At 57.2% G+C, this 25,394-nt stretch carries 14 protein-coding genes; 8 read left to right on the plus strand and 6 right to left on the minus strand.

All coding sequences use genetic code 11. From position 1 onward, the window contains the following. Positions 1-271: 271 nt before the first annotated feature. The 6 genes from BM083_RS21595 to BM083_RS21620 all read left to right on the plus strand — a co-directional run bounded on the left by BM083_RS21595 (position 272) and on the right by BM083_RS21620 (position 13,222). Positions 272-2,206 carry a ThiF family adenylyltransferase gene (locus BM083_RS21595; protein WP_089872546.1) on the plus strand — a complete coding sequence of 645 codons (1,935 nt, stop codon included), beginning with the start codon at positions 272-274 and terminating at the stop codon, positions 2,204-2,206. Then, positions 2,203-3,450, plus strand: a complete 1,248-nt coding sequence (locus BM083_RS21600; RefSeq protein ID WP_143085795.1) for an SAVED domain-containing protein — start codon at positions 2,203-2,205, stop codon at positions 3,448-3,450. Before BM083_RS21595 ends, BM083_RS21600 begins: the two co-directional genes overlap by 4 nt. A gap of 261 nt (positions 3,451-3,711) precedes the next feature. After that, positions 3,712-4,680 (plus strand): hypothetical protein, encoded by a 969-nt coding sequence (locus BM083_RS21605; protein ID WP_089872548.1) that lies wholly within the window; start codon positions 3,712-3,714, stop codon positions 4,678-4,680. 2 nt (positions 4,681-4,682) lie between these two features. Beyond that, on the plus strand, positions 4,683-4,988 hold the full coding sequence (locus tag BM083_RS21610; protein ID WP_089872550.1) for a DUF8156 family protein: 306 nt from the start codon (positions 4,683-4,685) through the stop codon (positions 4,986-4,988). A gap of 2 nt (positions 4,989-4,990) precedes the next feature. Continuing rightward, positions 4,991-7,156: a type B DNA-directed DNA polymerase gene (locus BM083_RS21615; RefSeq protein ID WP_089872552.1), complete on the plus strand. Its 2,166-nt coding sequence runs from the start codon at positions 4,991-4,993 to the stop codon at positions 7,154-7,156. A gap of 93 nt (positions 7,157-7,249) precedes the next feature. Continuing rightward, positions 7,250-13,222, plus strand: coding sequence for a sacsin N-terminal ATP-binding-like domain-containing protein (locus tag BM083_RS21620; protein ID WP_089872554.1), 5,973 nt, complete (start codon positions 7,250-7,252; stop codon positions 13,220-13,222). 238 nt (positions 13,223-13,460) lie between these two features. On the opposite strand, the gene BM083_RS21625 is transcribed toward BM083_RS21620, so the two are convergent. The 4 genes from BM083_RS21625 to BM083_RS21640 form a co-directional block, all read right to left on the minus strand. Continuing rightward, complete coding sequence (locus BM083_RS21625; RefSeq protein ID WP_342707960.1) at positions 13,461-14,726, minus strand: orc1/cdc6 family replication initiation protein; 1,266 nt, start codon at positions 14,724-14,726, stop codon at positions 13,461-13,463. 1,076 nt (positions 14,727-15,802) lie between these two features. After that, positions 15,803-16,117 (minus strand): hypothetical protein, encoded by a 315-nt coding sequence (locus BM083_RS21630; protein ID WP_049917019.1) that lies wholly within the window; start codon positions 16,115-16,117, stop codon positions 15,803-15,805. A gap of 24 nt (positions 16,118-16,141) precedes the next feature. After that, on the minus strand, positions 16,142-17,071 hold the full coding sequence (locus tag BM083_RS21635; protein ID WP_089872556.1) for a ribonuclease H family protein: 930 nt from the start codon (positions 17,069-17,071) through the stop codon (positions 16,142-16,144). Positions 17,072-17,299: 228 nt separating this feature from the next. Beyond that, positions 17,300-17,623 carry a DUF6788 family protein gene (locus tag BM083_RS21640; protein WP_089872558.1) on the minus strand — a complete coding sequence of 108 codons (324 nt, stop codon included), beginning with the start codon at positions 17,621-17,623 and terminating at the stop codon, positions 17,300-17,302. Between the two features lie 220 nt (positions 17,624-17,843). On the opposite strand from BM083_RS21640, the gene BM083_RS21645 reads away from it, so the two are divergent. Together BM083_RS21645 and BM083_RS21650 are read left to right on the plus strand one after the other, a co-directional pair. Beyond that, complete coding sequence (locus BM083_RS21645) at positions 17,844-20,426, plus strand: PD-(D/E)XK nuclease family protein (protein ID WP_089872560.1); 2,583 nt, start codon at positions 17,844-17,846, stop codon at positions 20,424-20,426. Further along, on the plus strand, positions 20,419-23,298 hold the full coding sequence (locus BM083_RS21650) for a UvrD-helicase domain-containing protein (protein ID WP_089872562.1): 2,880 nt from the start codon (positions 20,419-20,421) through the stop codon (positions 23,296-23,298). Before BM083_RS21645 ends, BM083_RS21650 begins: the two co-directional genes overlap by 8 nt. Positions 23,299-24,170: 872 nt before the next feature. Here the strand turns inward: BM083_RS21650 and BM083_RS21660 are convergent. Together BM083_RS21660 and BM083_RS21665 are read right to left on the minus strand one after the other, a co-directional pair. Continuing rightward, positions 24,171-24,665, minus strand: coding sequence for a DUF8154 family protein (locus tag BM083_RS21660; RefSeq protein WP_089872567.1), 495 nt, complete (start codon positions 24,663-24,665; stop codon positions 24,171-24,173). Next, positions 24,655-25,335, minus strand: a complete 681-nt coding sequence (locus tag BM083_RS21665; RefSeq protein WP_089872569.1) for a nucleotidyltransferase domain-containing protein — start codon at positions 25,333-25,335, stop codon at positions 24,655-24,657. The genes BM083_RS21660 and BM083_RS21665 overlap by 11 nt, the downstream gene beginning before the upstream one ends. Positions 25,336-25,394: the final 59 nt, after the last annotated feature.

A 25,394-nucleotide genomic window follows, 5' to 3' on the forward strand; every position in this document is an offset into this window, starting at 1 on the left:
CTTAGAACCCCATCCGGAGGTGCCACGCGAGACGGAGTGGTATCTCCATCTGCGGGATACGTACCCCGCTGGCTCAATTGGGATCTATCCTGCGGATCAAGAAGAGAACACCATTACCGCCACATTCCCCCACCAGAAGCTGAACGTTGCTGGAAGTGACGATACCCCGTGGCGAAGAGGAGATATCTGCGTTGCTCGGTATGGACACACTCTCAGTCAAACGGGAGCCACCGGCGAACCCAGCACAGGTCGTGATCGCCTCTGCTGGCACATGGACCGAGCATTGCGGTGGTTGAGTAATGCTGCCCAAGGGGAACTTCGGAAACCGGATGAACCGTTTGAAATCCCGGCGTTCGATACGAGTTCGGACTCGGCTCCGACCATCGCGTTCAACGAGACGCAGGAGGCGTTCTCAGACTGGAAGCAGAGGTATGGACAGTGGGGTACGGTCAATCTCTGCTCGTTGCCGACCGCCGAAGAGACATACGCGACTGGAACGTTCAACGACTGCGACGATGGAGTCGTCTATCAGCCACAATGGGGAGGATACATCGATGCGAATCCTGATGACTCTATTTCCGGGGCGTGGGCACTGTTAGAAGAGGTGCCGATTGAACCACCGTGGCAGGCTCCGGAAACGTGGGAAGATTTAGACGTGTTTTTCGATGGCACCGAGACCGACCCGTACGAACTACGGGCAAATATCAAGCCCGTGTTAGACGATGAACCGGTCAAGATCCTTCTAATCGGGTTCCCCATCCCAGCAACGGTCGACGGCGATCCTGAGATTATTTATTGGCAACCAATCGAGATACAGGGGTTCAAAGATCCGAATGACCTCTCCGGCGGATTTCGAGATACTGGAAAGGGACCAGAGATAGCTGAACGGCGGGAAGCGAGAGAGGAACAGATTCGGTGGCTGGACTCGGACAACTGGTCGCATGAGCAGCTCACCCGACGCGGACATATGACGGAGTGGTTTCTGGATCGCAGTATCGTGCTCATCGGGGCGGGAGCGCTCGGCAGTGCAGTTGCTGAAAATCTAGTTCGAGCCGGCTGTCAGCAGCTTACCATCGTCGACAACGACAAGTATGAGATCGGCAACGTAGCTCGCCACACGCTAACAATTGATGACGTGGGGCGAAACAAGGCGTCAGCAATAGCAGACCGGCTCCAGTCAGTTGCGCCGTACGCGCAGGTCATCGATGTAGATAGCGCCTTTCCACCGAGCGGGGAGTTTCCAGAGCCAGTTAAAGACGCAGAGGTAGTGATTGACTGTACTGCTTCACGGGGAGTTCGGCGCGCTCTCGATGAGATTCGATGGGATCACCCGGTCGTGTTTTGCTCCGCTGCCATGGGACGGCGAGCAAATCGGTTGTTCTGCTTCACTGCCTACTCACATACCTTCCCGTACAGCGATTATAACGAAGCGTTCGATCCATGGCGGTTGCAAGAACAGATCGAATGGGACGAAGACGAGGATGCGATTCCCGAGCGAGTTGGCTGCTGGCACCCAGCATCGGTTATCCGAACTGACCGGGTGATGACCTGGGCTGGAACAGTGACACGGCTCCTCGATCAGGCGACGACATTGAGTCTGCGCGAGAATAACCTCACCGTGCTCGAGACCGGTGGTGACGACGAGTTGCCGACGATTTCGCGGGCAGCACAACCCTTCCAAGACGGAATAATATGGCAGGCGCCAGAATCGCCAATCACCGTACAGATTCCGTCCACCTGTCTCGAATCGATGTACGATCGCTGCCGAAAAGAGCATCCCTGTGAGACGGGCGGTATTCTCGCTGGAACCGACCGGATCGATGGACCAGCACTGGTAGTCAATGCTCGAGACCCACCGCGGGACTCCATTCAAGAACCAACGCGATTCCTCCGGGGAACCGACAAAGTCGAGGAATGGCTCAAAGACGCCAGGGAGAGCATCGGCATCGAATATCTCGGCGAATGGCACTTCCATCCCGACGCCCCGCCCGAGATCAGTAGAGAAGATCGCAAAGCAATGAATGAGATTGCTACCGACGACGGCTACGACTGCCCTCATCCCCTCCTTTTCATCGTTGGTCAGGACGAGGATAGCCAGTTCACGATCAACGCCTATCTCTTCCACGATAGTAAGGAATACGAACAATTAGAACAGATTGACAACCCAGATGCTGCTACAACTCTCGATGTCGGTGATGACAGATGACTGACCCAACTGGGCGTGTATTTCTCAGCTATAAGCACGAACAGACGGACGTCGCCAACTTCCTGCAATCAGAACTGGAGCGACACGGTGTCCCGATTTGGCGGGATATCTTCGATTTGAAGCCGGAGCCACTCAGAGATGAGATCATCGAACAGTTGGAGAACCCGAGAACGGCCAGTGGCATCGCGCTCGTCAGTGAAGAAGTGTCTGACTCTGACATCATCCTCAACGACGAGCTACCAGGGTTCAAAAATCGATGGGACTCCGATGACGACTTTTTCGTGGTCGTCGTGCCGTGTCCCGACATCAAAGTTAGTGAAGCCAAATCAATTCTCAATGAAGCCCCGATTCTACACGACTTCTCTGCCTGGAAGATGGTCCCCCTTGAAGCGACCACTTCTGACGAAGCTGCAGATATCGTCGATTCAGTATTATCAGAGCGTATAGAGCGTATTGATGGATATCTACCAGAAGGTGAGCCTATCGAGTGTTCACTCGACACCTACGAATCACCAGCTCATGATATCGATCCCGCGATTGCTATCGACTGGTCCAGTTCCTTCGAACAAGGACTGCCTTCAGAAGAGGAGTGGAATCAACGTCTGATCCCGGCGTTATCTACGGTCACCGACTGCCTCAGCCAGAAAGCGTCAGGCCGCCGCCTCCGGTTCCGCGGTCGAACGCATCTTCCGGCTGCATTCGCAGCCGGGTACTGTCTCCCGACCACACGCCGTATCCCAGCATCGTGGGTGCAACCCAGAGGTACTGACGGAGGTACAGAATGGACGCTTGAAATCGATGGAGAGGATAGTGGAGTGGAAGGCGCTCTTCAACGACGTCCGAACCACGGGTCCGAGCTAGCTGTTCTCGTCAATGTTGCCGCCGATGTACAGCCCGAGATAGATCAGATGCACGATCAGCTTCCGGATTTCAACGGAGTTCTCAAATTGACACCCGAGGATGGCCCCGGTATAGAATTAACCCCAGCAGAGGCAGTTCATGCTGCCGATGTGTTCCGTACCGAGGTTCGGAACGCAATCAAACAGCTGCCAAAAACATCGACCATACATCTCTTCATGGCGGGTCCCATGGGGCTTGCCTTTCTATTCGGCCAACAATCGAATACACTCCGGCCGATCCAGACCTACCTCTTCAACAAAGACGATGGGCAATACTATCCTGCTGGTCGTTTACAGACCCAGCCACTCTCAAACGACTCAGATACACCATCTGAAGAGCAGTAGCAACCTCGGCTGTACTCCTCGCTTTTTGACTGTATAGCGGTGAAAATCCCCCATCGGACTTAACCAACATTCCTCCATTTCGTCCGCAGTTGTTGGTTAATAGTTTTGAGGTAGGAATGATTCAGGAACCCTTCCTGGAAACGTCGCACTGGAACTCAAAACACGGTGACAGAACCGCCGTACTCACCCTATTAGTTCCGTTTCCTGAAACGCGGAAGCGACACGCCGCGGCTTATCGGCCCGGTCGGCATCTAGTTGAGTATGTTCGAAGACTCCACGTCGACGTCGAGCACGTCGTCGAAGCAGCTAGCGGTGAGTCCACCATCACGGGGGGCAGATCGGAATCAGAATCTCGTCGACAAAGCCGATCCGGGGGGCGAAAACATCCTGTTTCCCTCGCTCGACGACGGCATCACGCTTCTAGATATCAAGGGTGGTCGTGGGGTCCCGATACTCCAGTCCATCGTCCTCGATCATTTGCTCATGCACGACGGGCCCGCCTTCTGGGTCGATGCTTACGGGCACGCTACAACGACTGCGCTCGCGCGGATATCGCCTAGCCAACGGCTGCTCGACCGTATCCACGTTGCGCGGGGCTTCACTGCCTATCAGCATTTTGGAGCGGTCTGCGATCTCCCAAGGGCGGTAAATCAGCACGTCCAACAGACCACGGCAACAGAGGCCAGCGCGACGAATTCCCAGTCATCTGGACGCGACGACGAGACAGCTCAGTACACCCCTTCACTCATGGTCGCCCCAGTCGTCGACGCGCAATACCGTGCCGACGACACGCTTGGGGAAACCCATGCAGCGACACTCCAAGCGCGTACGCTCGCACGGCTCGCGACCTACGCCGAAGGTTACGACATCCCGGTTCTCGTTACCCGAACCAAGCCCGATGGGTTCACGGCATCTGTCGCCACGGCGGCTGAGCACCACTTAGAGTGCGAGCAAACGCGGATGGGGCCACGGTTCGTCGGTGACGAGTTCGAAACGCTCGTCTATCCCGTCGACAGCGGCGCCTACTACCAGACGACGTTTGCCTACTGGCGGCAGCTGCTCGGTGCTCGTGCGAAACAGGTCGGACTGGAACCGGCCGCGCCCCCGACCCCGACAGATGCCACCGACGGCATCGGACTGGGCGTGACGGCCGACGGATCGACCGCATCGCTCACCGCAAACCCACTCCTCGATGCGTGGACTGGCACTGTCGGTGCTGGAGGCCAATAGCGATGGGGCGGACCAATCCGACGTACCGGGACGCACTACGAGCCATCGAGGACCGGTGGGCGGACTTCCGTCGTGCGCTTCGTCGTCGCGACCAACCACGGTTCGATCAGTTGTTCACCTACGCTCGCGAGCACGCCGATGCAAGTGGGCTATTGAATCACCAGAACCCGTTCCTGCCGGCGCTCCTCAGCATCGATCTCGAACAGGAAGCACGACTCGAAAGCCTCGAAGATCGCCTCAAGAATCTCGAGGAAGCACGCGAAGCCGAATACGACCCGGAGGCCGACCCGCGCGATGGAAACGAGTAGCCATGCCGTTCACAATCGACTATCTCGATGACGGCCGCATCCTCGAATGGAAGACGGGAGCCGACGGTGCCGTCGTAACCGAGTATGACGACTACACACCGCGTTTCTACGTCGCCCCGCGCTCCCCCGACGTAGATATCGACCTCACGAACCTTCGAACGGTCTACGAGCGTCACCCCGATGTTGTCGCGACCGAGGTCGTCCCCCGGCGGCCCGGCTTCCGTCGCGGCGACGAGGATGTCCTCGCTGTTGACGTCAGCCACATCGACCGAGTCACATCGCTTGCTCGGCAGGCACGCCAGTTGTCCGACTACCCGGTTGGGGATCTCGCCTGCTTCAACGTCGACCTCTCACGAGAGTTCAGGTACTGTCTCGAGAACAATGTGAACCCGACGCCAGCGAGGGATCTCTCCACACTCCGACTCAGCGTCCCGCTGACGGAGACGAGCGGCGACGAGTACACTGAACTGTCCGTCGCCGGCGAGACGGTTACAGGCCCGCCAGCGGACATCCTGACGGCAGTACAGGCGGCGCTCGACCAACACGACCCGGATGTCCTCGTGTGCTCGACAAGCCAAATCATTCCGACCCTGTACGGGATGGCTGCCAGCGCCGGCGTCGACGACTTCTCGCTGAGCCGGTGGGCCGATGTTGACTACCAGCAGCTTGCGAGCCGATCGACCTACGCGAGCTACGGACGAGTCGGGCACTCTCCAGCGCGATACAATGTGCCCGGGCGAGCAATTATCGACAAGAGTAACACCTTCTTTTTCGGTGAGACCAACATCGACGGCGTCCTCGACCTCGTCTCGCGGTCGCGCAAACCGATTCAGGAGGCAGCCTGGGCATCGATTGGCAACATACTCACCGCCATCCAGATCTGCGAAGCCCACAAGCGAGGAGTTCTCGTCCCGTGGAACTCTTGGCGGCACGAGGAGTACAAATCGATGGGAACGCTCCACGACGCCGACCGTGGTGGGTTCATTTTCGCGCCGGAAGTCGGCCTACACGAGGACGTCCACGAACTCGACTTCTCGTCGTTGTACCCGAACATCATCTGTACGAGGAACGTGTCTCCCGACGTGATCCGGTGTGAGTGCCATCGCGGCCGCGACGATGTCCCCGACCTCGGCTATTCGATCTGTGACGAACGCGGCTATCTCGTCGACGTCCTCCAGCCGATCATCGATGCGCGTGACGAGATCAAGGCCGCGATCCGTCGCGAACAAGAACGCGACGACCCTGACGAGGAACGCCTCGAAGAACTTGAAGGGCGGTCGGGAGCCCTGAAATGGATCCTCGTCGCTTGCTTTGGGTATCAAGGATTCAACAACGCGAAATATGGGAGAATCGAGTGCCATGAGGCAATCAACGCATTCGCTCGCGAAATTCTGTTGACGGCGAAGCAATGCTTCGAAGCCGGTGGCTGGCGTGTCGTCCACGGCATCGTCGATTCGATTTGGGTGACACCGGATCCGGGCGTCGACGACAACCAGCGAGAGAATCTCACGGAACTCGCGACCGAAATCACCGAAGCAGTCGACATTCGGCTCGAGTACGAAGCTCACTACGACTGGGTGGCGTTCGTACCACAACGTGAGAGTGACGTCGGCGCGCTGACGAAGTACTTCGGAAAGGTCGCTGGCGATGACGAGTTCAAAGTCCGTGGCATTGAGGCTCGACAGCGGTCGACGCCGCCGTTCATCGGGAACGTCCAGCGGGAGTGTCTCGAACGGCTCGACGCAACTCGATCCCCAAGAGCCGTCCTCGGCTGTCTCAAACGGGCGATCACCAGCCTCGAAGCGGGTGAGGTGCCGGTGGAGCAGCTCGTCGAGCGGAATCGTGTTTCCAAACCACTCGAAGGCTATACACAGAACACACAGAACGTCGCGGCGCTGAAGCGTGCTCGCGACCAGGACCTCGCAGTTCATCCTGGCCAAGATATCAGGTACGTGGTCGTCGACGACAACAAAACTTCGCGGGAGCGTGTCGCCCTCGCCCACGAAGAGTTCGATACGTACGACTCGTCGTACTACGAAACCCAGCTCGTCCGTGCTGTCGAAAGCATCCTCTCCCCGCTCGGGTGGGATCGAACAGATATTCGACGGGAGCTCGCTGAGACACGGAAGTTGGATCTGACCGAGTTCACTGCTGTCGATCCCAAGTAATCAGCCGTCGGAAACAGATCAACCCGCCTCATTTCACAGTTCTCGACAATGCCTCCATGGCATTTATTAACGATTTACGCATCTGTCGATAGCATGGCAAGTCAGTCGGCGGTTGTTGACCACCTTTCGGAAGCGGAACTCTTCGAGCGGTGGAGCGATCGTTGGGACCATTTCCTCGATGACTTTTCTGCGGTGTCGACCTCAGGCACGATTTCTGAACGCCTCCGAGACAAGGTGAAAAGCGGGAATGCAGAGCGGGCAATCGCCGGCGGTCACGAAGGGCGAGAAATCCTGGAACTCCTCCAGAACGCCCGTGACGCAATCCCTGGAGACACTGATGGTGGCCGCGTCTACGTTGGAGTGTACGACGAAGGCGTTCTCGTCGCGAACACCGGCCATCCCTTCGATATGTTCGACCCGGATGTCGAGGACGCCGTCACGATGATTGGCGAATCCTCGAAGGGGAATAGCGACCAGGAAATCGGACACAAGGGGGTTGGGCTGAAGTCAATACTCGCTACTGGGGATGCATTCGAGATCTGGACGCGCCACGAGAGTGCTACAAATGAAACGCTTCGCGTTAGGCTTAGTCGGTCGTACGTCACTGCTGCGTTGCTCTCGTCATTAGGATACGATACATCTGGGTTCGATCTTCGTGGGGCTGTCTCGAACGAAGCGATCCAGTCACTCACCACTGCTTCGAATGCTGATCAGCGAACCGAGGAGCTGACCCAAGACGCTCGGGAGGACATCGGCAAGCTCCCGCTATTCGATTTTCCAGTTCCCCTGACGACCGCTTCTGGGGCAGACGATCCCGTTGCCGACCGGGCATCGGCGCTCCTCACTGGCGATGTCGACGAATGGTACGGTGAGCCCTTCCGCACGGCTGTTTTCGTTGAGTACGAGGACACGGAGTGGCGCGATCTCCTCGAGGCGTTCGATATTCCACTGCCTGAATCGTCCGACAGAGGCAGTGCTGGTCGGGCCGAACGGCTCTGGTCGTATCTCTCGAAGGAGGCTGACGATGAAGGCGCGACGAGTGAAACGCTGACACCCGAGACGCTCATCCAGTTTGGCGGGATAGAGTCATTGCTGCTCGAACGCGTCGACGGCACGGAGCAACCAAGCCGGGAGCGGTGGGATGTCGACCGTACCCCTGGGCCACTCGATAGCGAGACAGTGCGCCATGAGACAGTTACAGTGGCTGTCGAGGGAACGGACGCATCGTTCGCGGACGAGCAGTTTGACCAGTTCGGGTTTGCTGACGCCGACGCACCCACGCAGTTGCTCGTTCCACAGACGAGAACTAAACGAGAGCGGCCACAGGAATATCCGCTATACCTCTACTATCCGATTGAGAATACACGGGATGTTTCGCTCCCGTTCTGTCTCCATGGGCACTTCACGGTCGAGACGAATCGGAAAGATCTCAGTCTCAACAGCCTCGATGAGAACCAGGCAGTCCTCGAACGAGGAGTGGAGCTCGTTGCTCGAGTTGCCGAGGCAGCAGGCGGGAGCAACTTTGGCGACCGCTATCCGTGGATTCTCCTCCCGTCACCACCGAAGAGCTACCCGGACGACCCGAGTTCACAGGCGAGCTTGCTCACGTGGTTCCGTGCCGCAGTCTATGAGGAACTCCGTGAGCGGCCGTGCGTTCCCACAGTTAGCGATGAAGACGGGGTATCGACACCTGTTGTACCCGGTGAGTCGCTTCTCCATTGGGACGGCACCGTGCGCGATGGCTTCCTCGCACTGTTCGATGTGACCGACTCGCTTGATGAATCAGTTTCCGACGCTGTCGTCGACCGTCATTTTCCGACGAAGAAAACACTCGAAGGTTGTCGTTCCGTCCCGGCCACATGGGAGGAGAGAATCGAAGCGCTCCTCTGGGTTGACGATGCAGAACAGTTCTCAACCGAGATTGCCCGCTCATGGGGCGCGATCCTTGGCAGCCACCTCGACCGGCAAATGGTCGGGCAGGATGCGTCACATCTTGTCTGTGACTCCGGTACTGCTCGGGCACTATTTGTCGGTACTATCGAGACGATACTCCGCTCTGGCTCGAACGATGATGAGCTGTCAGCAACGCTCGACATGCTCTCCTCGCACCTGGAGGGCGTATACCTCCTCCCCTGCCGTCGCACGAGCGAGAACGGAGTAGTCGGTGACGTCGCCGAAGAAACACGCTCTGAGAGTGATGCGGCGGATAGTACCCTCCTCGTTCCCATCGAGGCACGATCGGGGCCAAATCCGAACGAGCGTGGGACGAGCCGCACACGGTCAGTCATCTGGGACATCAACTCTCCGGAACGAGACACCCAACCGCCAGAAGTACCGCGTGAGAAGTCGAGTTTCCGAGTCTACTTCTTGGATCGAGCGGTCGAACAGAACGAACGCGCCCGTCGCGTTCTGGACCTCGCTGGTCGGCCGTGGGGAGTCCGTGTCTACGATGGCACGCCGAGCTATTTCCGCGAACTCCTGGACACGTTCGCGATGGATGACTCGGCGCGTGTGAAGGCGCTGGACTTCTACTTCCTCGCGAAGCAGATCAACAAGCTCGGGAGCGAGTCGACGGACCTTCAGACAGACGAAGGTTCGTTTGTTCCGACTGAATACGTGAAATCCGCGGTTGCGCGGTCAGAAGGTGACCAGCGGCAAAACCTCCGCCGACGCCTGAATCTCCGAAATAATCGCCTCACCCTCCCGCGAGAGGGAGGCACCCATACCATCCGGGAAACGATACTCGACGATGATTGGCAGCGTATCCTGGCGCTAGCCCACGGAGAGGATGCGACTGAAGACTGGGACACGTTCGATGGGGATGCAACTGCGACATGGCCAGCGCCGACTGAAGAGGCGTGGGTTCCGATTGCCGGTGCGCTTGAGACTGACGACGCTCACGAGCGAATCGCGAAAACACTCTCGTTGTTCGGTGTCTCGGTACTTCCCGATATCCGGACGGTATGGATGTATGGGTCCGGGCATCCACGAACTCGAGGCGACGCATCCTGGGATCCCGTCGAGTGGTCTGCAGGCGACTTTCTGGCGGGCGACGGCGTCCCGGAGAGTGCTGGCGCACTCCAGCGTTCTCTAGCAGATGCAGGAAACGTCTATCAACAGTGGATCACGGCGCCGGGAAGACACCCCCAGACGACAGCCGAGCACTCGAACGCATGTAACGTCAAGACGGATGGTGTCCTCAGAGACGTCTTCCTCGCAACGTGGATCTGGTTCGACGACCTCGACGCAGTTCAGCAGCTCGGCGAAGAGAATCTCCTCGAACTTCTTCACCGGTACGAAGGCCAGTTCACCAAGTCGATACTTGAGACGGGATGGACCTGCTCGCATGGTCATCAGCGTGACGGCTACGGATGGTCGAAGTCAGTCCCGACGCTCCTGAACTGGCAGCTTCGCCAACTGGAAGTCTGGGACGCGACCGTAACAACGAATCCAGAACTCAAAGACCGGTGGGGAGATGACGCTGCACGATTTGCCTACACAGTCGTAAAGACTGGGTCGCGTGGGGCTAGAGCCTCGCGACTCTTCCCGCACATCGATCCGGATGACCTCGATCTCTCTGAAGAACTGCTCCGAAAGCTGGGAGTGAAACCAGTCGGTTCGTTCGATGCTACTGAAGCTGCGTGGCACCTGCACCGGCTCCTCGAGGTCCTCGCCGTCGACGGCCCAAACGAGGAACCGGTCGCTCTCGATATCCCTGACGACCGGGATAATGATTGGAACGCGGCTTACACGGCGCTCCTAGAACCGATTCTGCGCCAGCTACCTGCAGAGGACCCAGAAGCAGAAGACGTCGACTTGCCGTTCCTGACTCACCTCCCGATTAAGCGTAGCGGTGAGTGGCAAGTCGCGTCGCTAGAGTGGCTGGCAGAGAACGCCGACAAGGGTCGCTACTACGAGGACCAGTCACCGAAGCCGTGGGAACGCCGTGCCGTCGAACAGGGCGGACACTGGCTCCTAGCCAGAACTGCGTCAGGGCCGTTTACCCGGCTCACCAACGCTCTCGGGATTGCGCGAGTCGACGCGTCGAAGCCAATCTTCGAAGCGGACGAGTTGACATTCACGGACGAGTCGGTCGTCGAATTCCGTTCGGCACTCCGTGATCGGATGGTGCTCCTCGTTGCATCACTCGAGCAGCGGAGTGAGGATCGAATCCGCGAATTTGCAGATGATTTAGACGCCGCAATCGCAGAGCTGCGAGTGGCTGAACAGTTCCCCGAAGTAATCGAAGACGACCTCGACGCCCCGAAATCGGGCCTCTATGCACCTCGGAGCGGTGAGGAAGCCTTCGTGTTCAATTCAGCAGCCTTCGACGACGGACTCACCCTCGACGGGCTCGCGAACGCTGTCTCGCTGCTTGCCGAACAACCGACGACAATTGCGACGTTCCGAGAGGCACTCGACGGTGATCTCTCACCAGCAGAGCTCACGAAGCGATGGCAGCGGCGAACCTTCCCCGTCGATGACGTCGCACGGATACTAGGTACGAGACGACGTCGAGACCTTCGGCAACGGCTTGACGCTATTGTCACCTTGGTCGAGCACTTCGACGGCACGGTTGCTCCGACCGTCGACGAAGTCGTTGAAGCAATCGAGCGCGAGGAGGACATCGCTGTCAAAGACTTCAAGCGGGCCTTGTGCGGCCTTGAAGTCACTACTCTAGATGGGACATCGCCCCAGGGAGCGTTCGTTCGCGACGTTCGGGAAAGTCTTCCTCACGATCTTAGATTCGTTCTCGATCGGCTCTTTGGCGAGGATCGGCGACCGTGGCGGGAGATAATCTTGGAGTCCGACAGCGGCCGCGAATCGGATGTGATTGAGTGGCTGGCGAAGAACGCGAGAGCGCTCGACGCGACAGCGTGTTTCCCACAGTCAGTTCCGTCCGCCTACGTCCGTGTGCTCGCTGTGATGAACGTCTGGGACCGTACGGAGACGACGGAACTCAACGACATCGATGTGTGGCGGTCGCGGCTTCGCACCTTATCGACGGAGTCAAACGTTCAGTGGGTTGACCGACTCCCCGACCGATTACAGAATGAGGACGCAGACGGCGAGCTGTTATTCTACTATTCCCCCGAAGATCGGTTCCGGTCGCAGGTCGTCACTCCCTTCCTCGAGGGACTTTCCGGAGCTATCGCGAGCGAAACAGCGAATCTGGAGACAATGCTGCGACGGTATATCCTTGAGGGAGAGCTACCGGAAGATGAAGCGACGGTCTCCGCTGCCGACCACCAAGACGGCGCACTTGCTGACCTCCAGTCTGCGGCCATGAGTGGCCAGCAATTCTCAACCGAGAGCCTTCTCGATGCAGGGTTCGAGGTGCAAAGCGCTTCGACGCGGACAACTGGCAGTGGCGGTGGTGGCGGGAGTACGCAGTATCGTGGTCGCGGTCAGCAAGGCGAGGCTGCGACGCTCGTCGCGATACTGGATGATGCTGCACGCTGGCTTGACGACCAGCCCATCGGAATGATTCGGACGGTCCGCTCGACGTTCCGTGCGTTGCACGACGATCAGCAGAACGGCGATCACAACTGGCATCTCGACCGAGTCTGGGACCAGGAACTACTACCGCTCTTGTCGGGCGGTGGGTTAACGCGGGAATCTATCGTCGACTGGCGTGATCACCTTGGAAATGGGCGGCTTCGGGATCATCCGCTGGTCAGACTCTGTAACGTCACGCTTGAACAGGGCCCCGGGTTCGACGTAATCGACCCGTTCGGTCCATTATCGGGTCCACGACGAGAATTCGATCTCGGCCAGTTCGTTCCTGTCGAGGTGAAGGCGGTCGGCGGCCGTTCCCCACCATTCCACTTCCGACTAACGACCAACGAATACCGTCGCTGCAAGGCATTTCTCCGAGGAGATCGGTCGTACGTGATTCGGCTCGTCCACGTCCCTGAGCCAGGGACACCCAACTGGGCGTCAGAGACGCGTTTCGTTTCTGAGATAGTACTCGAAGATGAGTCAGACGCTGAATCCCTAGTTCGTGGAAATCCCTTCGAGGAAGTCGTTAAAGGCGGCTACATGAATATGAGCGTAGACCAGTGAATCAACTCCGGCAGTAGGCTGGCGGAGCGGCACCACTTGTGCCCCATATTTCGAGGACAGTATAGAACAAATGTCGCCTGAGAATACCGTAGATTAGAGCGAGACAGACGCCTCTATCGATTTGTTGTGTGAGAAACCACCAAGCACCTGGGGCACACCTCTATCGACTTGTTCTCGATGTCGAGTGAGCTAGGTTGTTGCCGCACCCTCGCCCCTATCGATTTGTTCCGAGAAGAAGCTACTTATTGATCTGAGCCTTCACGACGGTCCGTAGTTCGTCCACGTTGACGTCCTTCAGTCGCGAATCTTCTCGAAGTGTCTCGATGATGGTGTTCGGGTTCTCTCCAAACGTAAACTCGAGATAACTTCCCGAATGCGGTCCCTGGCTTTTCCGCTCGGTCTCGACCAAGGAATACGTCGTGAGTTCCTTCATCTTGTTCACGTACGTCTCCTGGTGATACTGATCTGCATCGAGTGTCCCCGTCAGATATTGATACACGCGATAGCCGAGCGGACTTTTCGCTGCACCAGTCCCGGTTTCCCGAGCAACCGCAGCAGTCGCAAAGAGACAGAGCTTCTTCTGGGTGCTAATCCCACGAGTCACTTCGAGTACGCGGTTCTTCTCGACTTTGTCTTGGGCTTCTCGGATGTGCTCTTCGCGAACCTGGTCCGCATTTGCTTTCTCAGCGATCGATCCTGCTGTTCGCATGAGGTCGATCGCCTTCCGTGCGTCCCCGTTCGTTTGAGCAGCGAACGCGGCAGCTAGCGGAATCACGTCGTTACTGAGTGCGTTTTCGTGGAAAGCATCTTCCCGAGCCCAAAGAATCTCTCGGAGCTGGTTGGCGTCGTAGTCGCTGAAGTGGACGTCCTCGGGTGTAAACGAGCTGAGTGCTCGACTGCCAACGTTTTCCATCATCTTCGTGTCGTTGGTGATGGCGGTCACCGAAACCTGGGCAGTGATCTCGTCCGTGCTCCCAGCACGAGATAGCTGGTACAGAAGACGAGAGAAAGCCGGCTCGTCCATATCTCGGCGACCGACGAGCATATCGAGTTCGTCGAGGATGAAGACGACTGTGTCGTAGTGCTCGTTGATTAGACGATAGAGTTCTCGCCATTTCTTCTTGTTCGGGATACCGTGTTCTGGGACCTCAACGGTCGCTCCGACGTCGTTCGCGACTTTTCGGGCTAGCTCGTAAACGGCTGAGCCGAGAGTCCCGACGTTCTGGCAGTTCATCTGGATTACGCCGAATCTGATGTCACGACTTTCACAGAGTTCGAGGATGTTCGAACAGACGGCGTTGATAATGAGCGATTTCCCAGTCCCTGACGGTCCGTAGAGGAAGAGATTTGGGGGACGTTCGTTGCTGATCGCGACGCGAAGATGTTGGGTGATGTCAGTAAGCTGGGAGTCGCGACCGACGATACGTTCCTCGTCGACGATCTCGTTCGGTTCGAGAAGAGATCGGTTCTTGATGAGACTCGCGGCTTCTTCCTGCTCGAGGATGAGATCTTTGATAGAACCCGTGGACTCGGGTGTTTCCTCGGGACCAGGATCCGTGGGCATACCCCACCTCACTCTATCAGGATACTAAAAGATTCCCCTGTCGATTTCTTTTCTACCGCTATGAGGCTCATCAGTGTAGAATCAAAGAGTTATAGCGTTCTGCTCGCAGACCTCCGACGATTTGTTAGAGAGGCTTTCTTTGGACGACATCACGAGAAATGAACAACACCCTCTCACCCCTATCGATTTGTTCTACCCACAAAGGAGGGGTAGGGGTCACTCGATGCCGATCACGCTGTCACCACCCCTAAGCCGAATTTTCGTTGGATGAGCTGTTGTCCTCTCTATCTATTCTTCTTTCTTCTAGTTCTAGTACTAGACTAGCTAGAGTAGACACACCCCTATCGATTTGTTCTAATCGATTGGAGTCGTTCGATTTGGCTTCGTTTCTTGACTTAAACAGGTTCCTGTAACGTGGGTGTAGTCAGCCTCGACATCTCCAATACAAGTCCTTAGACTTGCTTCTGAGCTCAACCAGTCTCCCCTATCGATTTGTTCTACTTCGTCCTCGTCTCCCGAAATAGTCGAAAAACAATCTTATAAAAGCGTAGAATATAGGAGAGAACTCCTGATCACCGTATTTCTCATTACTTCCACCGGTGTCAAACAGCTCCGGTGGTGCTCTTTCCCGGGAGAACAAATCGATAGGGGTGAGAGGGTGGTTCCAAAGTCAGTACCGTAATATGCAGAATCCGTTCCCCAGCGAGGCCTTCCGCGTTCATAATTCTATCCTGGAATTCAGGAACTTCTCTCCTCAACGATCGAACTGCCCATAGCTACGCCCCTGAACAAATCGATAGGGGTGACTCTGTGTACGTACGTGGTCTCGGTGAACAAGTCGATAGGGGTGAGCCTCCGCTTCCTGGCGATTAGAATGCAATCCATCGGATTCTACGTCACTGCAGGGTCGATGCGTACAGTCCATGTGTCACCGATTGCAAGACGATTTGAGTCTCTCTCGCTAGTTAACCAACGCGAAGATGTCTTCCGGCAGACTTGTTGGTTAAGGGCGTCGGTCACATCTCCCGATCGATTTCGAGCTTCCGCATAGCTCGTTCGAATACGTCCGGGTGACGATGGGCGAGATTCTCGAGATGATTACGAATGGACTGGGCCGGATTGACGTCGACATCATCCGTGTCCTGGAGTTCACGCCAGAACTGATGCATTTCTTCGCTTACGGAGACGCCTATTGTATGGTCCTTCACGCCAGTATTGAGTGCGTCGTAGTAAGGTTCTGTATCGAAGTCCGACGAACCTTGCTGGTCCACTCGGTCTTTTTCCTCCGCTGCGTCATCCATCGCTTCGCCGAATGGATTGTCGTTGCTCATACGCTCTTGTTCTTAAGCTTAATATTAAAGATATTCGTCTAACGTCTCGTCCGTGATTTGGACGTCTTGTTCGGCTGCGAATTGCTGCGCACCAGCCCGGAATGCATGATAGCACTTCTGTCGAGTATTACGCGGAGTCCCATCGCTGACTTCGACGACAGTCTCGATGGCACTCGCCGTGTAGGGGTCGGACGGATATCCAGAATCGTACTCTTCCTCACGGGCCCAGGCAAGCCACCTGGCGATGAGTTCTTCTGTTTCTGCGAACCCGAACCGTTCCAGCGTCCGATCCTTCGCGACGAGTCGCGAACTGAGTGTCTCGCGCAGTTCGTCGATTCGATCACCAGCACGCTCTGTTCCGAACAGGAAGAGAATGAAAACTGGTTCACTTTCTCCGAGGTCACCGACACTCTGCAACGCGGCTAGTAGCTGCTCGAAGGTCCGTGTATTCCGAGCTGCATCCTCGAGTTGGTCGACCTGAATAATACACGCGATATCGAGGGCTTCGAGCTGGTCGGCAACCTCCTCGACGAGCTGTCGAACTTCGTCTGTGGCGTGAGGGTACGTCTCTGGAATCTCGAGGTCATCGTACTCACTGAGCTCGTCGAGAAGGCGTGTATAGAAGCGACGTGTCGTGATGGACTCCACTTCGCGTATTCGAGCGACTCGGAACTCCTCGCTCCGAGGGCCATCTGAAAGAGCATCGTACACGAGATCACGGAAGTGAGATTTCCCAGCGCCCCGTTCATCGATGATCGAGATGTGGCCTGCTCGATTTAGGATGTGGCTCGCGACTTCGTTGAGTAGATCTTGATTCGCACGCACCGCAATCCTCGCGTCAGGAAGTGTTTCAGCCGTGAACGGAATTCGCTCTGGCTTGATCCCGAGTTGATTCGCATAGGTCTCCTGTGCCTCCTCTGTTTTATCGAGGGCCTCGGTGAATTGGTCGCTCATAGTGGCTCCACATACTGAACCGACTTAAATCTAATCTGAATATTAATCTTAAGATTAACTACGGCCGTTTCAGCTACTCTCAGAATCGAGTCACTATCGAAATCTGATTCTCTCGAATACGCGGAAGACATCCATTCTACGGTAAGATATTGATACTGGAATCGGCAGCAACAAGTCCACCTGGTTAACCAACAGACACGCCAGTATTCTGCACTTGTTGGTTAATCTCTACTCGCTCGGATTCACTGGCCCCTTGTATTGTGATTTGATTTTGTCACCTTCTCTCCACTGCCAGTAGTAATACCGATTTCCGTTGATCTCCTTCTCAGTCAGTGTGGCTTTGGTAGGGACGTCTTCAGGCAAATCCTCAGGGCGTTCTTGAGGATCGTCTTCATCATCAGCTTCGTTTAACCGCGCCTCTCGCTCTCGATACTCTGCGAGTGCATCAGCATACTTGGCGATAGACCGGAGCGTTTCCGCATTACACTCCTCGAGTGAGGACGCTACTTCTCCTGGAACCTCGGGTGGGGTCGCTGGTTCTGAGTACGACATGGGGGCACTTTAACCAACAGATGGGGCTCGAAGGCTTAATTTTGTTGGTTAAGCGGGGGACCTTCGATTACGACTGTCCTGCGCTTCCCGACCCACTTCTCCGCATATGAAGGGGATTGATGTCTTAGCCGGCGACTTCTTTCTCATCGATACCAAGTGATCGCTATCAAGTACACACTTGGCGATAATTATATGAATTATTGGCTGAGTTGTTGTTGCCGTGCCAGTTACGCGGGCGAAACCACTTGACTCTCTCTACGACGAAGTCCGAGACTATGACCTCGTCATCGTTCCTGATGCGCCGCTTGCCAGTGGCCTGAACCGACGTCTTGACCGGGCTCATCTCGGTATATTTGCCATCACGCCGCGTCGACTCGCAGCAGGCCGTCGCGAACGCGCCGAGGATCGGAGTGCCTTTCTCGAACTCGTTACGACCACCGACCTCGAGTGGAAGCAGGCTGCATACGCGATCGGCAACACGCTCCAATGCTGGGAGCACCAGGGACGCGTCGATGCCGTTCTCGACTACGACGCATACGCCGACACCGCGACGGAGACCACCGTCGAACAGCTCTCAACGCTCGATACGACTTCCCGGCGACTCGGCGAGTACCAAATCGACGACAGCAAAGATGTTGCCGTCGTCGGCCACGACCAACTCACGACCCTCGAACAATCGATTCTCCCCACGCAGTACGATACGTTCGATCCATTCACCGATGCCGCATTCGACCGACCGCCGTTCCACATCTTCGATTCAAGTACAGCAATCGTCGACGCTGTGCTCGGCATAGTCTCCGCCGACAATGCGGAGGACGTCGCGGTCGTCTCGGATCGCGGTAGTGAGTATGCGACGCTGGTCCCGAGCGCGCTCGAGGCCGCCGATATTCCGTTTATCGGTGGCCCCGGGTTCGCTGATGAACAGCACCACCGTGGATTCGTCCAGTTCCTTCGCGCCGCTACTCGCGGGACAGAGACGCGTGTGAAGACAATTCGTTCAGTCCTCTCCAGCCTCGGGATCGCTGTCGACGTTGAGCACGACGATAAGCGGCTACAGGATGTCGACGCCGACAGTCTCACTTGGTTCCAGGAGTTCAGCGCGCTAATCGGCGAGACAACGTTCGCTGGAGCACTTACTGCATACGAACGACAGGCCGGGATCAGCCTCGATGCGTTCCGAGATGAACTCGAGGCGCTCGGTATCGCTACCGACTACGTCATCAGACAGGGAATTGATCGGCTCGAATACTACCTCCAGAGCTACGAAGTCCCCGTCGACCGCGAACACGAAGGGGTTCTCCTGGCCGACGCGAAGTCAGCAGCCTACGTGGACCGCCCCGTCGTATTCTACCTCGGCCTCGACGAAGCGTGGACTCACTCCCCACCACGTCGTCCGTGGGTTGACCGTGACGCCGAATTCACTCGGAACCTGACGCAGTTTCAGCTCCTCCTCCAGAACGGCGTCGAACAGTACTACCTCGTTCAGGACACGATCGGCGGCTCACCCGCAACGCCGTGTCTCTACTTCGAGGACCTCCTTGATGATGACTTCGAACGGTTCAGCGATCTCGACACGGTGACTCACGGACGGACCTTCAGTGCGACCCAAGATGGGTTCGAGAAGGAATCGCTCGACGTCTCACCGACGCAAATCGACACCGTCAGCCAGTCCAGTCTGAGTACGTACGTCAACAGCCCCCGTGACTACCTCTTCAGTCGGCTCGTCGACGGCCCCGATAAGGACTACTTCAAGGAGGGGAATCTCTTCCATGACTTCGCCGAGTTCTACGTCAATCATCCCGACCTGATCGACGAGGAGACCATCGAAGACCTCGTCGACGTAATGCTTGAGGAGGCGGAATCGTTCGTTCGCCGCGTCGACCGTCCAACGCGCCGTACCAAGTACCGGATCGGGCTCGAAACCATCGTCGAGCTGCTCGACGAACGCACCCCGGAAGGCGACGACCTGCTCACTCCCAACAGCGGGTGGGGGCAGAATTTCTTCGCGGCCCATTTTGACAGAGACGTCGACTCGCCGTTCACGGAGCGCTGGTTCGAGAACGAGGATCTCGGACTGAAGGGTAAGATCGACCTCGTTCATGGTCCGACTCACCTCCTCGACTACAAGAGTGGGAGTCGGAAACGAGCGTCTCGCGTCGTCAAGAACTCCGCGCTCGATCCACCAAGCGATACGCCGAACTTCCAGGCACTTCTCTATCTCGCCCACCGCCGAAGTGAGCGCCCGGGCGAGCGCCTACAGTTCACGTTCTTCCACTTTCTCGAGACGCTCGACGACGTCGTCGCCGGCGAGGCGGACTTAGATGAGACGCTGACGACCGTTGAGTATCATCCGACCCAGTTCGAGGAGCACGCCCGGTCGCGAGCGACGTTCGAGAAGCTCCGCGATGACGGGGCGAAGAATTGCCAGAAGACGCTCTCGAAGATTGAGTACACTGATTATCAAGCTGCGTTCGAGTCGGTCCCGCTACCGGCGACACGCGATAGTGACGAACTCATCGACTCCGAGTTCGGGCAGGCGATGCAAACTCGACTCCAGGAGTGTGTCGGCGAGTACAAATACGTCTCGTCGGGCTGTAAACAGCTGCTTCGTCAGCTGGCACGAGTTCGGAGTCAGAACTACTTCGAAGAGGATCTCGACGCCTTCGAGACGTTCGTCACCGAGCGTATGATGGAACTTAACCACCGACGTGCTGGCGAAGAACGCTTCCCTGTGAACGGACTCGCCGGTGAACCGAACTACCGTCGCGTGGACAACCGCGACCTCCTTCTTGACCATGACTGACCCCAACCCTCAACAGCAGGACCTCATCGACAGCACCGACGGCTTATACCTCGTTGACGCCGGCGCAGGCACGGGGAAGACGTTCACCATCACGCGCCGCTATGCGAACATCGTCGACGAGGACGACGTCGTCCCTGAGGACGTGCTGCTGGTGACGTTCACGAACAACGCTGCAACCGAGATGAAGGACCGGATCGTCGGCCACTGCGAGTACGGAATGCGCGATCTCGCGGACGCGCCGATTCAGACGTTCCACTCGCTCTGCCACGATCTCCTCCAGGAGCACGGCTATGCCGCGCCGACGCACCTCGGGATCGACGACCGCATCACGGGCTCGACGCGCATCGTCGAAGACGACCTCGTCGAGGAAGCCCTGTTCGGAGAGTTCATCGACCGGTTCAGCGACGACCACCCCGAGTACGATGACTACTTCCGCATCGTCTCGAACCCGACGGAACTCCTCGGACTCGTCTCACAACTCGCCTCGAAGGGTGTGTTCCCGACAGCCGACGGCTGGTATCGGAACGGCGAACGGTATCTCGACGGCAACTTTGAGGCGTTCAAATCGCTGTTCGATGAGGTAAATGAGCCACAGAATGGCGGGAGCAAGCAGTCACAGCTTCGATCGAAGCTCAATCGCTATGGGAAGAACAAGTGCTACCTGCCAAACGCCCCTGAGAAGGCCGATATTCGCGGGCAGGGCACGAAGCGCGTCCCCGATGCCGTCGCTCGGATGGTATTCGACGCTGACCGCGAGGGACTCAAGGCATTCGTCCACGACGTCTTCTACGAGTACCTCGAATTCGCGCTCGGCCGGAACTACCTCAACTTCGGGTTCCTCCAATTGTTCGCGTTCATCCTGCTCTGTGAGGACCACGCGCTTCGTGAATCCATTGCGTTCGACTACGCGATGGTTGACGAGTTCCAGGACTCCAGCGAGATTCAGTTCAAGCTGACGCTGCTGCTCGCGGGGACAAACAACCTCTGTGTCGTCGGTGACTGGAAGCAGAGCATCTACGGCTTCCAGTACGCCGAAGTCGAGAACATCACTGCCTTCGAGGACCGACTCAATCGGTTCGTCGACGAACTGAACGCCGACCACGAACGGGTCACCTTCGACACCCGTCCCATTCACACCATCGAGCTTATCGAGAACTACCGCTCCACCCAGGAGATCCTCGACTTCTCGGAGCACGGGCTACTCGTTCCGGCGGCGAACCGGGACAACGTCGATGTCGAGGCCATCCAGGATCGAATCGTCTCACTCTCGACCAACACCGAACACGAGAACACCCAGATCGAAGCGATCGCGAGCCCAGAGGAACACGAGTCGGTGGTCGCGAAGATTCAGGATATCGTCGGCAACGATGCCTACCAGGTTGAGGCCGATGACGGGTCGCTTCGGACGCCCGAGTATCGAGACGTCGCAGTTCTCACGCGAACACGAGAGTTCGGCCGCGACCTGCTGCAGACCGCCGAGGAGTACGGACTGCCGATGGCGTACGAGGGCGGGATCGAGCTGTTCCGCACGCCTCAGGCGAAGTTACTGCTAGCGTGGCTCCGCATCCTCGAATCCGACACCGACCGCGGCTGGGCGGTCGTCCTCGAGCAAGCAGGCTACGCACTCGATGAGATCAAGCACGTCCTGGAGACTGAGGCGTATCCCGAGAACATGAGCTCGTTCCGCGAGAAGCTGGCAGAACTGGAGACGCTCGGCGGGGTGGCCGAACGCGTCTTCTCGCGTTACGGGTACGACGGTGCTACGGCCGACGTCGTTCTCCACACGATTCAGTCAGTGCACACCGCGACGACACTGACTCGGGGAGACCTTATCCGGTTCATCCAGCGCGGCATCGAAGCGGGCAGTACCCACGATGTTCATGCGAACGCCGGTGCAAACTCAGTGACGGTCCAGACGATTCACGCAGCGAAGGGGCTCGAACATCCTATCGTCGTGCTCGCCAACATGAACAGTGGGCGATTCCCGCCGTCGGGCGGCGGGAGTGGAACGATTACGTTTCAGGATCCGGTCGGACTCCGACAGCGGAAACGCTACGCCGAGGCTGACGGCCTTCCTCACGTATACGATGACTGGCGGACTGACGTCCTCCGCCGGTGTTTACCCAGGGAGTACGACGAGGAGCGCCGACTGCTCTACGTGGCAATTACGCGCGCCGAGAGCCACGTGATCTTCTCGGCCGGGGAGGACCCAAACACGTTCCTCGAAGAACTCCCGGTTGAAATCGAAGCGTGGGACACTGAACCCGATGCAGACACCGTCGACGACACCGAGCAGACAGAGTTGCTGATTACGGTACCGACACCGGAGGGACCGGTCGGACACTCACCGCATTCACTGATGCGTGAGGACGTTTTCGAGGACGTCGACGATGGTATGGGGAAGGCGTTCGGCACCGACGTCCACGATTTTGCGGAAGCGTACGCGCGCGGCGATGATGTAGAACTGAATCGGGATGACCCCGGATGGGACGACAAACAGCACGTGATGTCGTTTCTCGATGGCCTGTCGGGCGACCTGCTCGTCGAGGAGGACGCCTACCTTCCGCTGGACGTCGACGGGACTCGCGTGATGATCTCCGGGATTATCGATCTCGTTCACGTTCGAGCCGACCGCATCGAAGTGGTCGACTACAAGACCGACCGTGGTCGGCACGCGGAAGCCGAGTACCGAAAACAACTCAGTGTCTACTATCACGTACTTCGGGAGCTGTATCCTGAGCGTGAGATTTCGGCATCGATTCTCTATACAGTCGACGGCGTTCGCGAAGAGATCGACCCCCTCTCACGGGACGCCCTGACTGATATCGTGAAGGCTGTTTCTGGCTTGGAATCCGCTCCGACCGTTCAGTAGCAGCTTCCCTTCGACGCTCTTTCGACGCCTGTTGATAGCTAAGTGTTCAACAGCGGTTCAGATTGGGGAACTAATATCGCCATTCTTGGACGCTCGGAGTGTTAATGCCTGACGCCTCGTTGTGGGGGGTGCTACATGACCTACCCACGAACCCATGTTGACCATCGCGATCCCGATCACCACGAGGCAATCCACCCAACCCGGAATATCGGCAACGCCCATGTCGTCGCTGGCGAATTTCTAACGTCGCGGTACCACGATGCACTCCAAACTGTCCTCCATCCGCTCGGTGAGTCTCTTGACACCCACGACCAACACGCCCTCAACGATCTCGGCATTGTCCACGCAAATGGCACCCTCAATGACCTTTCTCCGATTGTCCGCACCTACGTCAGGCTCGACGATTATTGGACACGCACCCATCGTACTGCACTCAATGAGTTATTCGCTGTCCGGCGTGCCCACGTGCTAGGCTGCTGTACCCGCAGTTTTCTTTCCCAATTTCCACGTCATACACTCGAAGTCGAGTCTGGGCGTACCGGTGCTGCGCTAGATGCTACGCTAGCTCCGCTTCTCGACAGCGACTTCCTCTCTCGGACAGAGGATGAGGAGTCCACTTACACCGTTGATGAACATCATGCGTTATATCGGCCTACTGAACGCCTCTTCGACTCGCTCCTCGAACAAGCACCCATCCTCTGTGACCTCCTTCCGCCAACCGACCTCTAATAGACCTGTTCCGTTGGTTCTCTCACTCATATGCAATCCCCAAGACATCGTGCGACCGACACTCGCCTCGACCTATTTTATCCTCAGAATCGACTCAAGAGGGCGAAGTTGACTGATTAATCTTAATATTAGACTTAAGCTTATCAACCTCGATTGCAGATGCACTCGTGGCCGATGGAAAGATAGTCGAGAATATACTGATGAACCGCGGTCGCGAGCTCGAGCATGGCGTCGGCCTGTGTTTCTCCACCGACGGCTTGTCGATAGTAGGTTTTCGAGCGGTTCTCCCGCCAGAGTTGGAGGAACTGGTCTCCCAACGACTCGCTGTACAAGTTCGCCTCGGCGCCACGTTCATAGACATCAGAGTGAGTGACGAACTCGGTGCTGCCCATCCCTGTCGCGTGGAGTAGATAGAAGTGAATACTGCGCTCGATGGCGATGAACGAACTTTCGATGACGACGGTATAGTATCCGTTCTGTGTCCGCAGGAAACGGGCAGCATCGAGGAGACGACATGCCTTCCGGAGCTGCAGGAGTGCGTCGTCGTCGGTGTCGAGTCCAGATTCTTTGTGGGCTGGCTCACGCTCGAACGATCGCTGGGCGTCCGTGAGTGCGTCTTCGACGTAACTACTGTCCATTCGTCAGGACCTCTTGCTTGGCCGTTTGGAGTTCCTCAGTTTCGTAGAGAACGATACCCTCAGTGAAGATCTCGCGGAGTCGATCGCCGATGTTGGTAACACTCTCCATTGATTCGGCGAGGACCTGGAACTGGTAGCGGTCGCCAGCGAACCGTTGTTCCTCCAAGTCGCGTGCGACTTCGTGAGCGATTCGCTGGGCGGTCGCCTTCTCATCGGTGACGAGTACAAAGCAGTCAATGTCGCTCGAACGGTCAGCCTCGCCACGGGCGACGCTGCCGAAGATGAGGATGCCGGCGATATTGTCGACCCGACTGCGCAAACTCTCCTCGAGGGTTCGAACCGGATCGTGGAACTCGGACTGCGGGATCTGGAGAACCGGGTCGTCTGGCTTTGTGAGGCGCTCGCGATTGATCTGGACGAGCTTCCTGTTCCCTTCTCGTGTAATTTGGACGAGGTCGGTTTCAGCTAACAGGTCGACTGTATCGGTCACGCTGCTCGGGCTGTGATCAGTCGCCCGTCGGATGTCCCTGATGCTGAACCGTGTATGTGGGTTGTTGGCGAGCAGTGTGAGGATGTCGCCTGTTGCTGCGTATCGGAATAGCCGGCTGTTCGGCACCGGCAATGGGACTGTAAGCTCCATCCCCAATGTTTGTTCGCTGAGGGCTACCATGGTCGCTCTTAGCTACCGATACTCTTGTAGATTTTGGTGGGGTCTCGAGTGGGACTGCG

Origin of the sequence: Halogranum rubrum, from assembly GCF_900114455.1 — an archaeon.
GTDB lineage: Archaea > Halobacteriota > Halobacteria > Halobacteriales > Haloferacaceae > Halogranum > Halogranum rubrum.

Excerpts from the sequence above, each read along its gene's own strand:
- BM083_RS21595 (WP_089872546.1), top strand. The coding sequence starts at position 272 with ATGGACCGAGCATTGCGGTGGTTGAGTAATGCTGCCCAAGGGGAACTT.
- BM083_RS21630 (WP_049917019.1), bottom strand. The coding sequence starts at position 16,117 with ATGAGCAACGACAATCCATTCGGCGAAGCGATGGATGACGCAGCGGAG.
- BM083_RS21610 (WP_089872550.1), top strand. The coding sequence starts at position 4,683 with ATGGGGCGGACCAATCCGACGTACCGGGACGCACTACGAGCCATCGAG.
- BM083_RS21600 (WP_143085795.1), top strand. The coding sequence starts at position 2,203 with ATGACTGACCCAACTGGGCGTGTATTTCTCAGCTATAAGCACGAACAG.
- BM083_RS21615 (WP_089872552.1), top strand. The coding sequence starts at position 4,991 with ATGCCGTTCACAATCGACTATCTCGATGACGGCCGCATCCTCGAATGG.
- BM083_RS21660 (WP_089872567.1), bottom strand. The coding sequence starts at position 24,665 with ATGGACAGTAGTTACGTCGAAGACGCACTCACGGACGCCCAGCGATCG.
- BM083_RS21620 (WP_089872554.1), top strand. The coding sequence starts at position 7,250 with ATGGCAAGTCAGTCGGCGGTTGTTGACCACCTTTCGGAAGCGGAACTC.
- BM083_RS21605 (WP_089872548.1), top strand. The coding sequence starts at position 3,712 with ATGTTCGAAGACTCCACGTCGACGTCGAGCACGTCGTCGAAGCAGCTA.
- BM083_RS21665 (WP_089872569.1), bottom strand. The coding sequence starts at position 25,335 with ATGGTAGCCCTCAGCGAACAAACATTGGGGATGGAGCTTACAGTCCCA.
- BM083_RS21640 (WP_089872558.1), bottom strand. The coding sequence starts at position 17,623 with ATGTCGTACTCAGAACCAGCGACCCCACCCGAGGTTCCAGGAGAAGTA.
- BM083_RS21650 (WP_089872562.1), top strand. The coding sequence starts at position 20,419 with ATGACTGACCCCAACCCTCAACAGCAGGACCTCATCGACAGCACCGAC.
- BM083_RS21635 (WP_089872556.1), bottom strand. The coding sequence starts at position 17,071 with ATGAGCGACCAATTCACCGAGGCCCTCGATAAAACAGAGGAGGCACAG.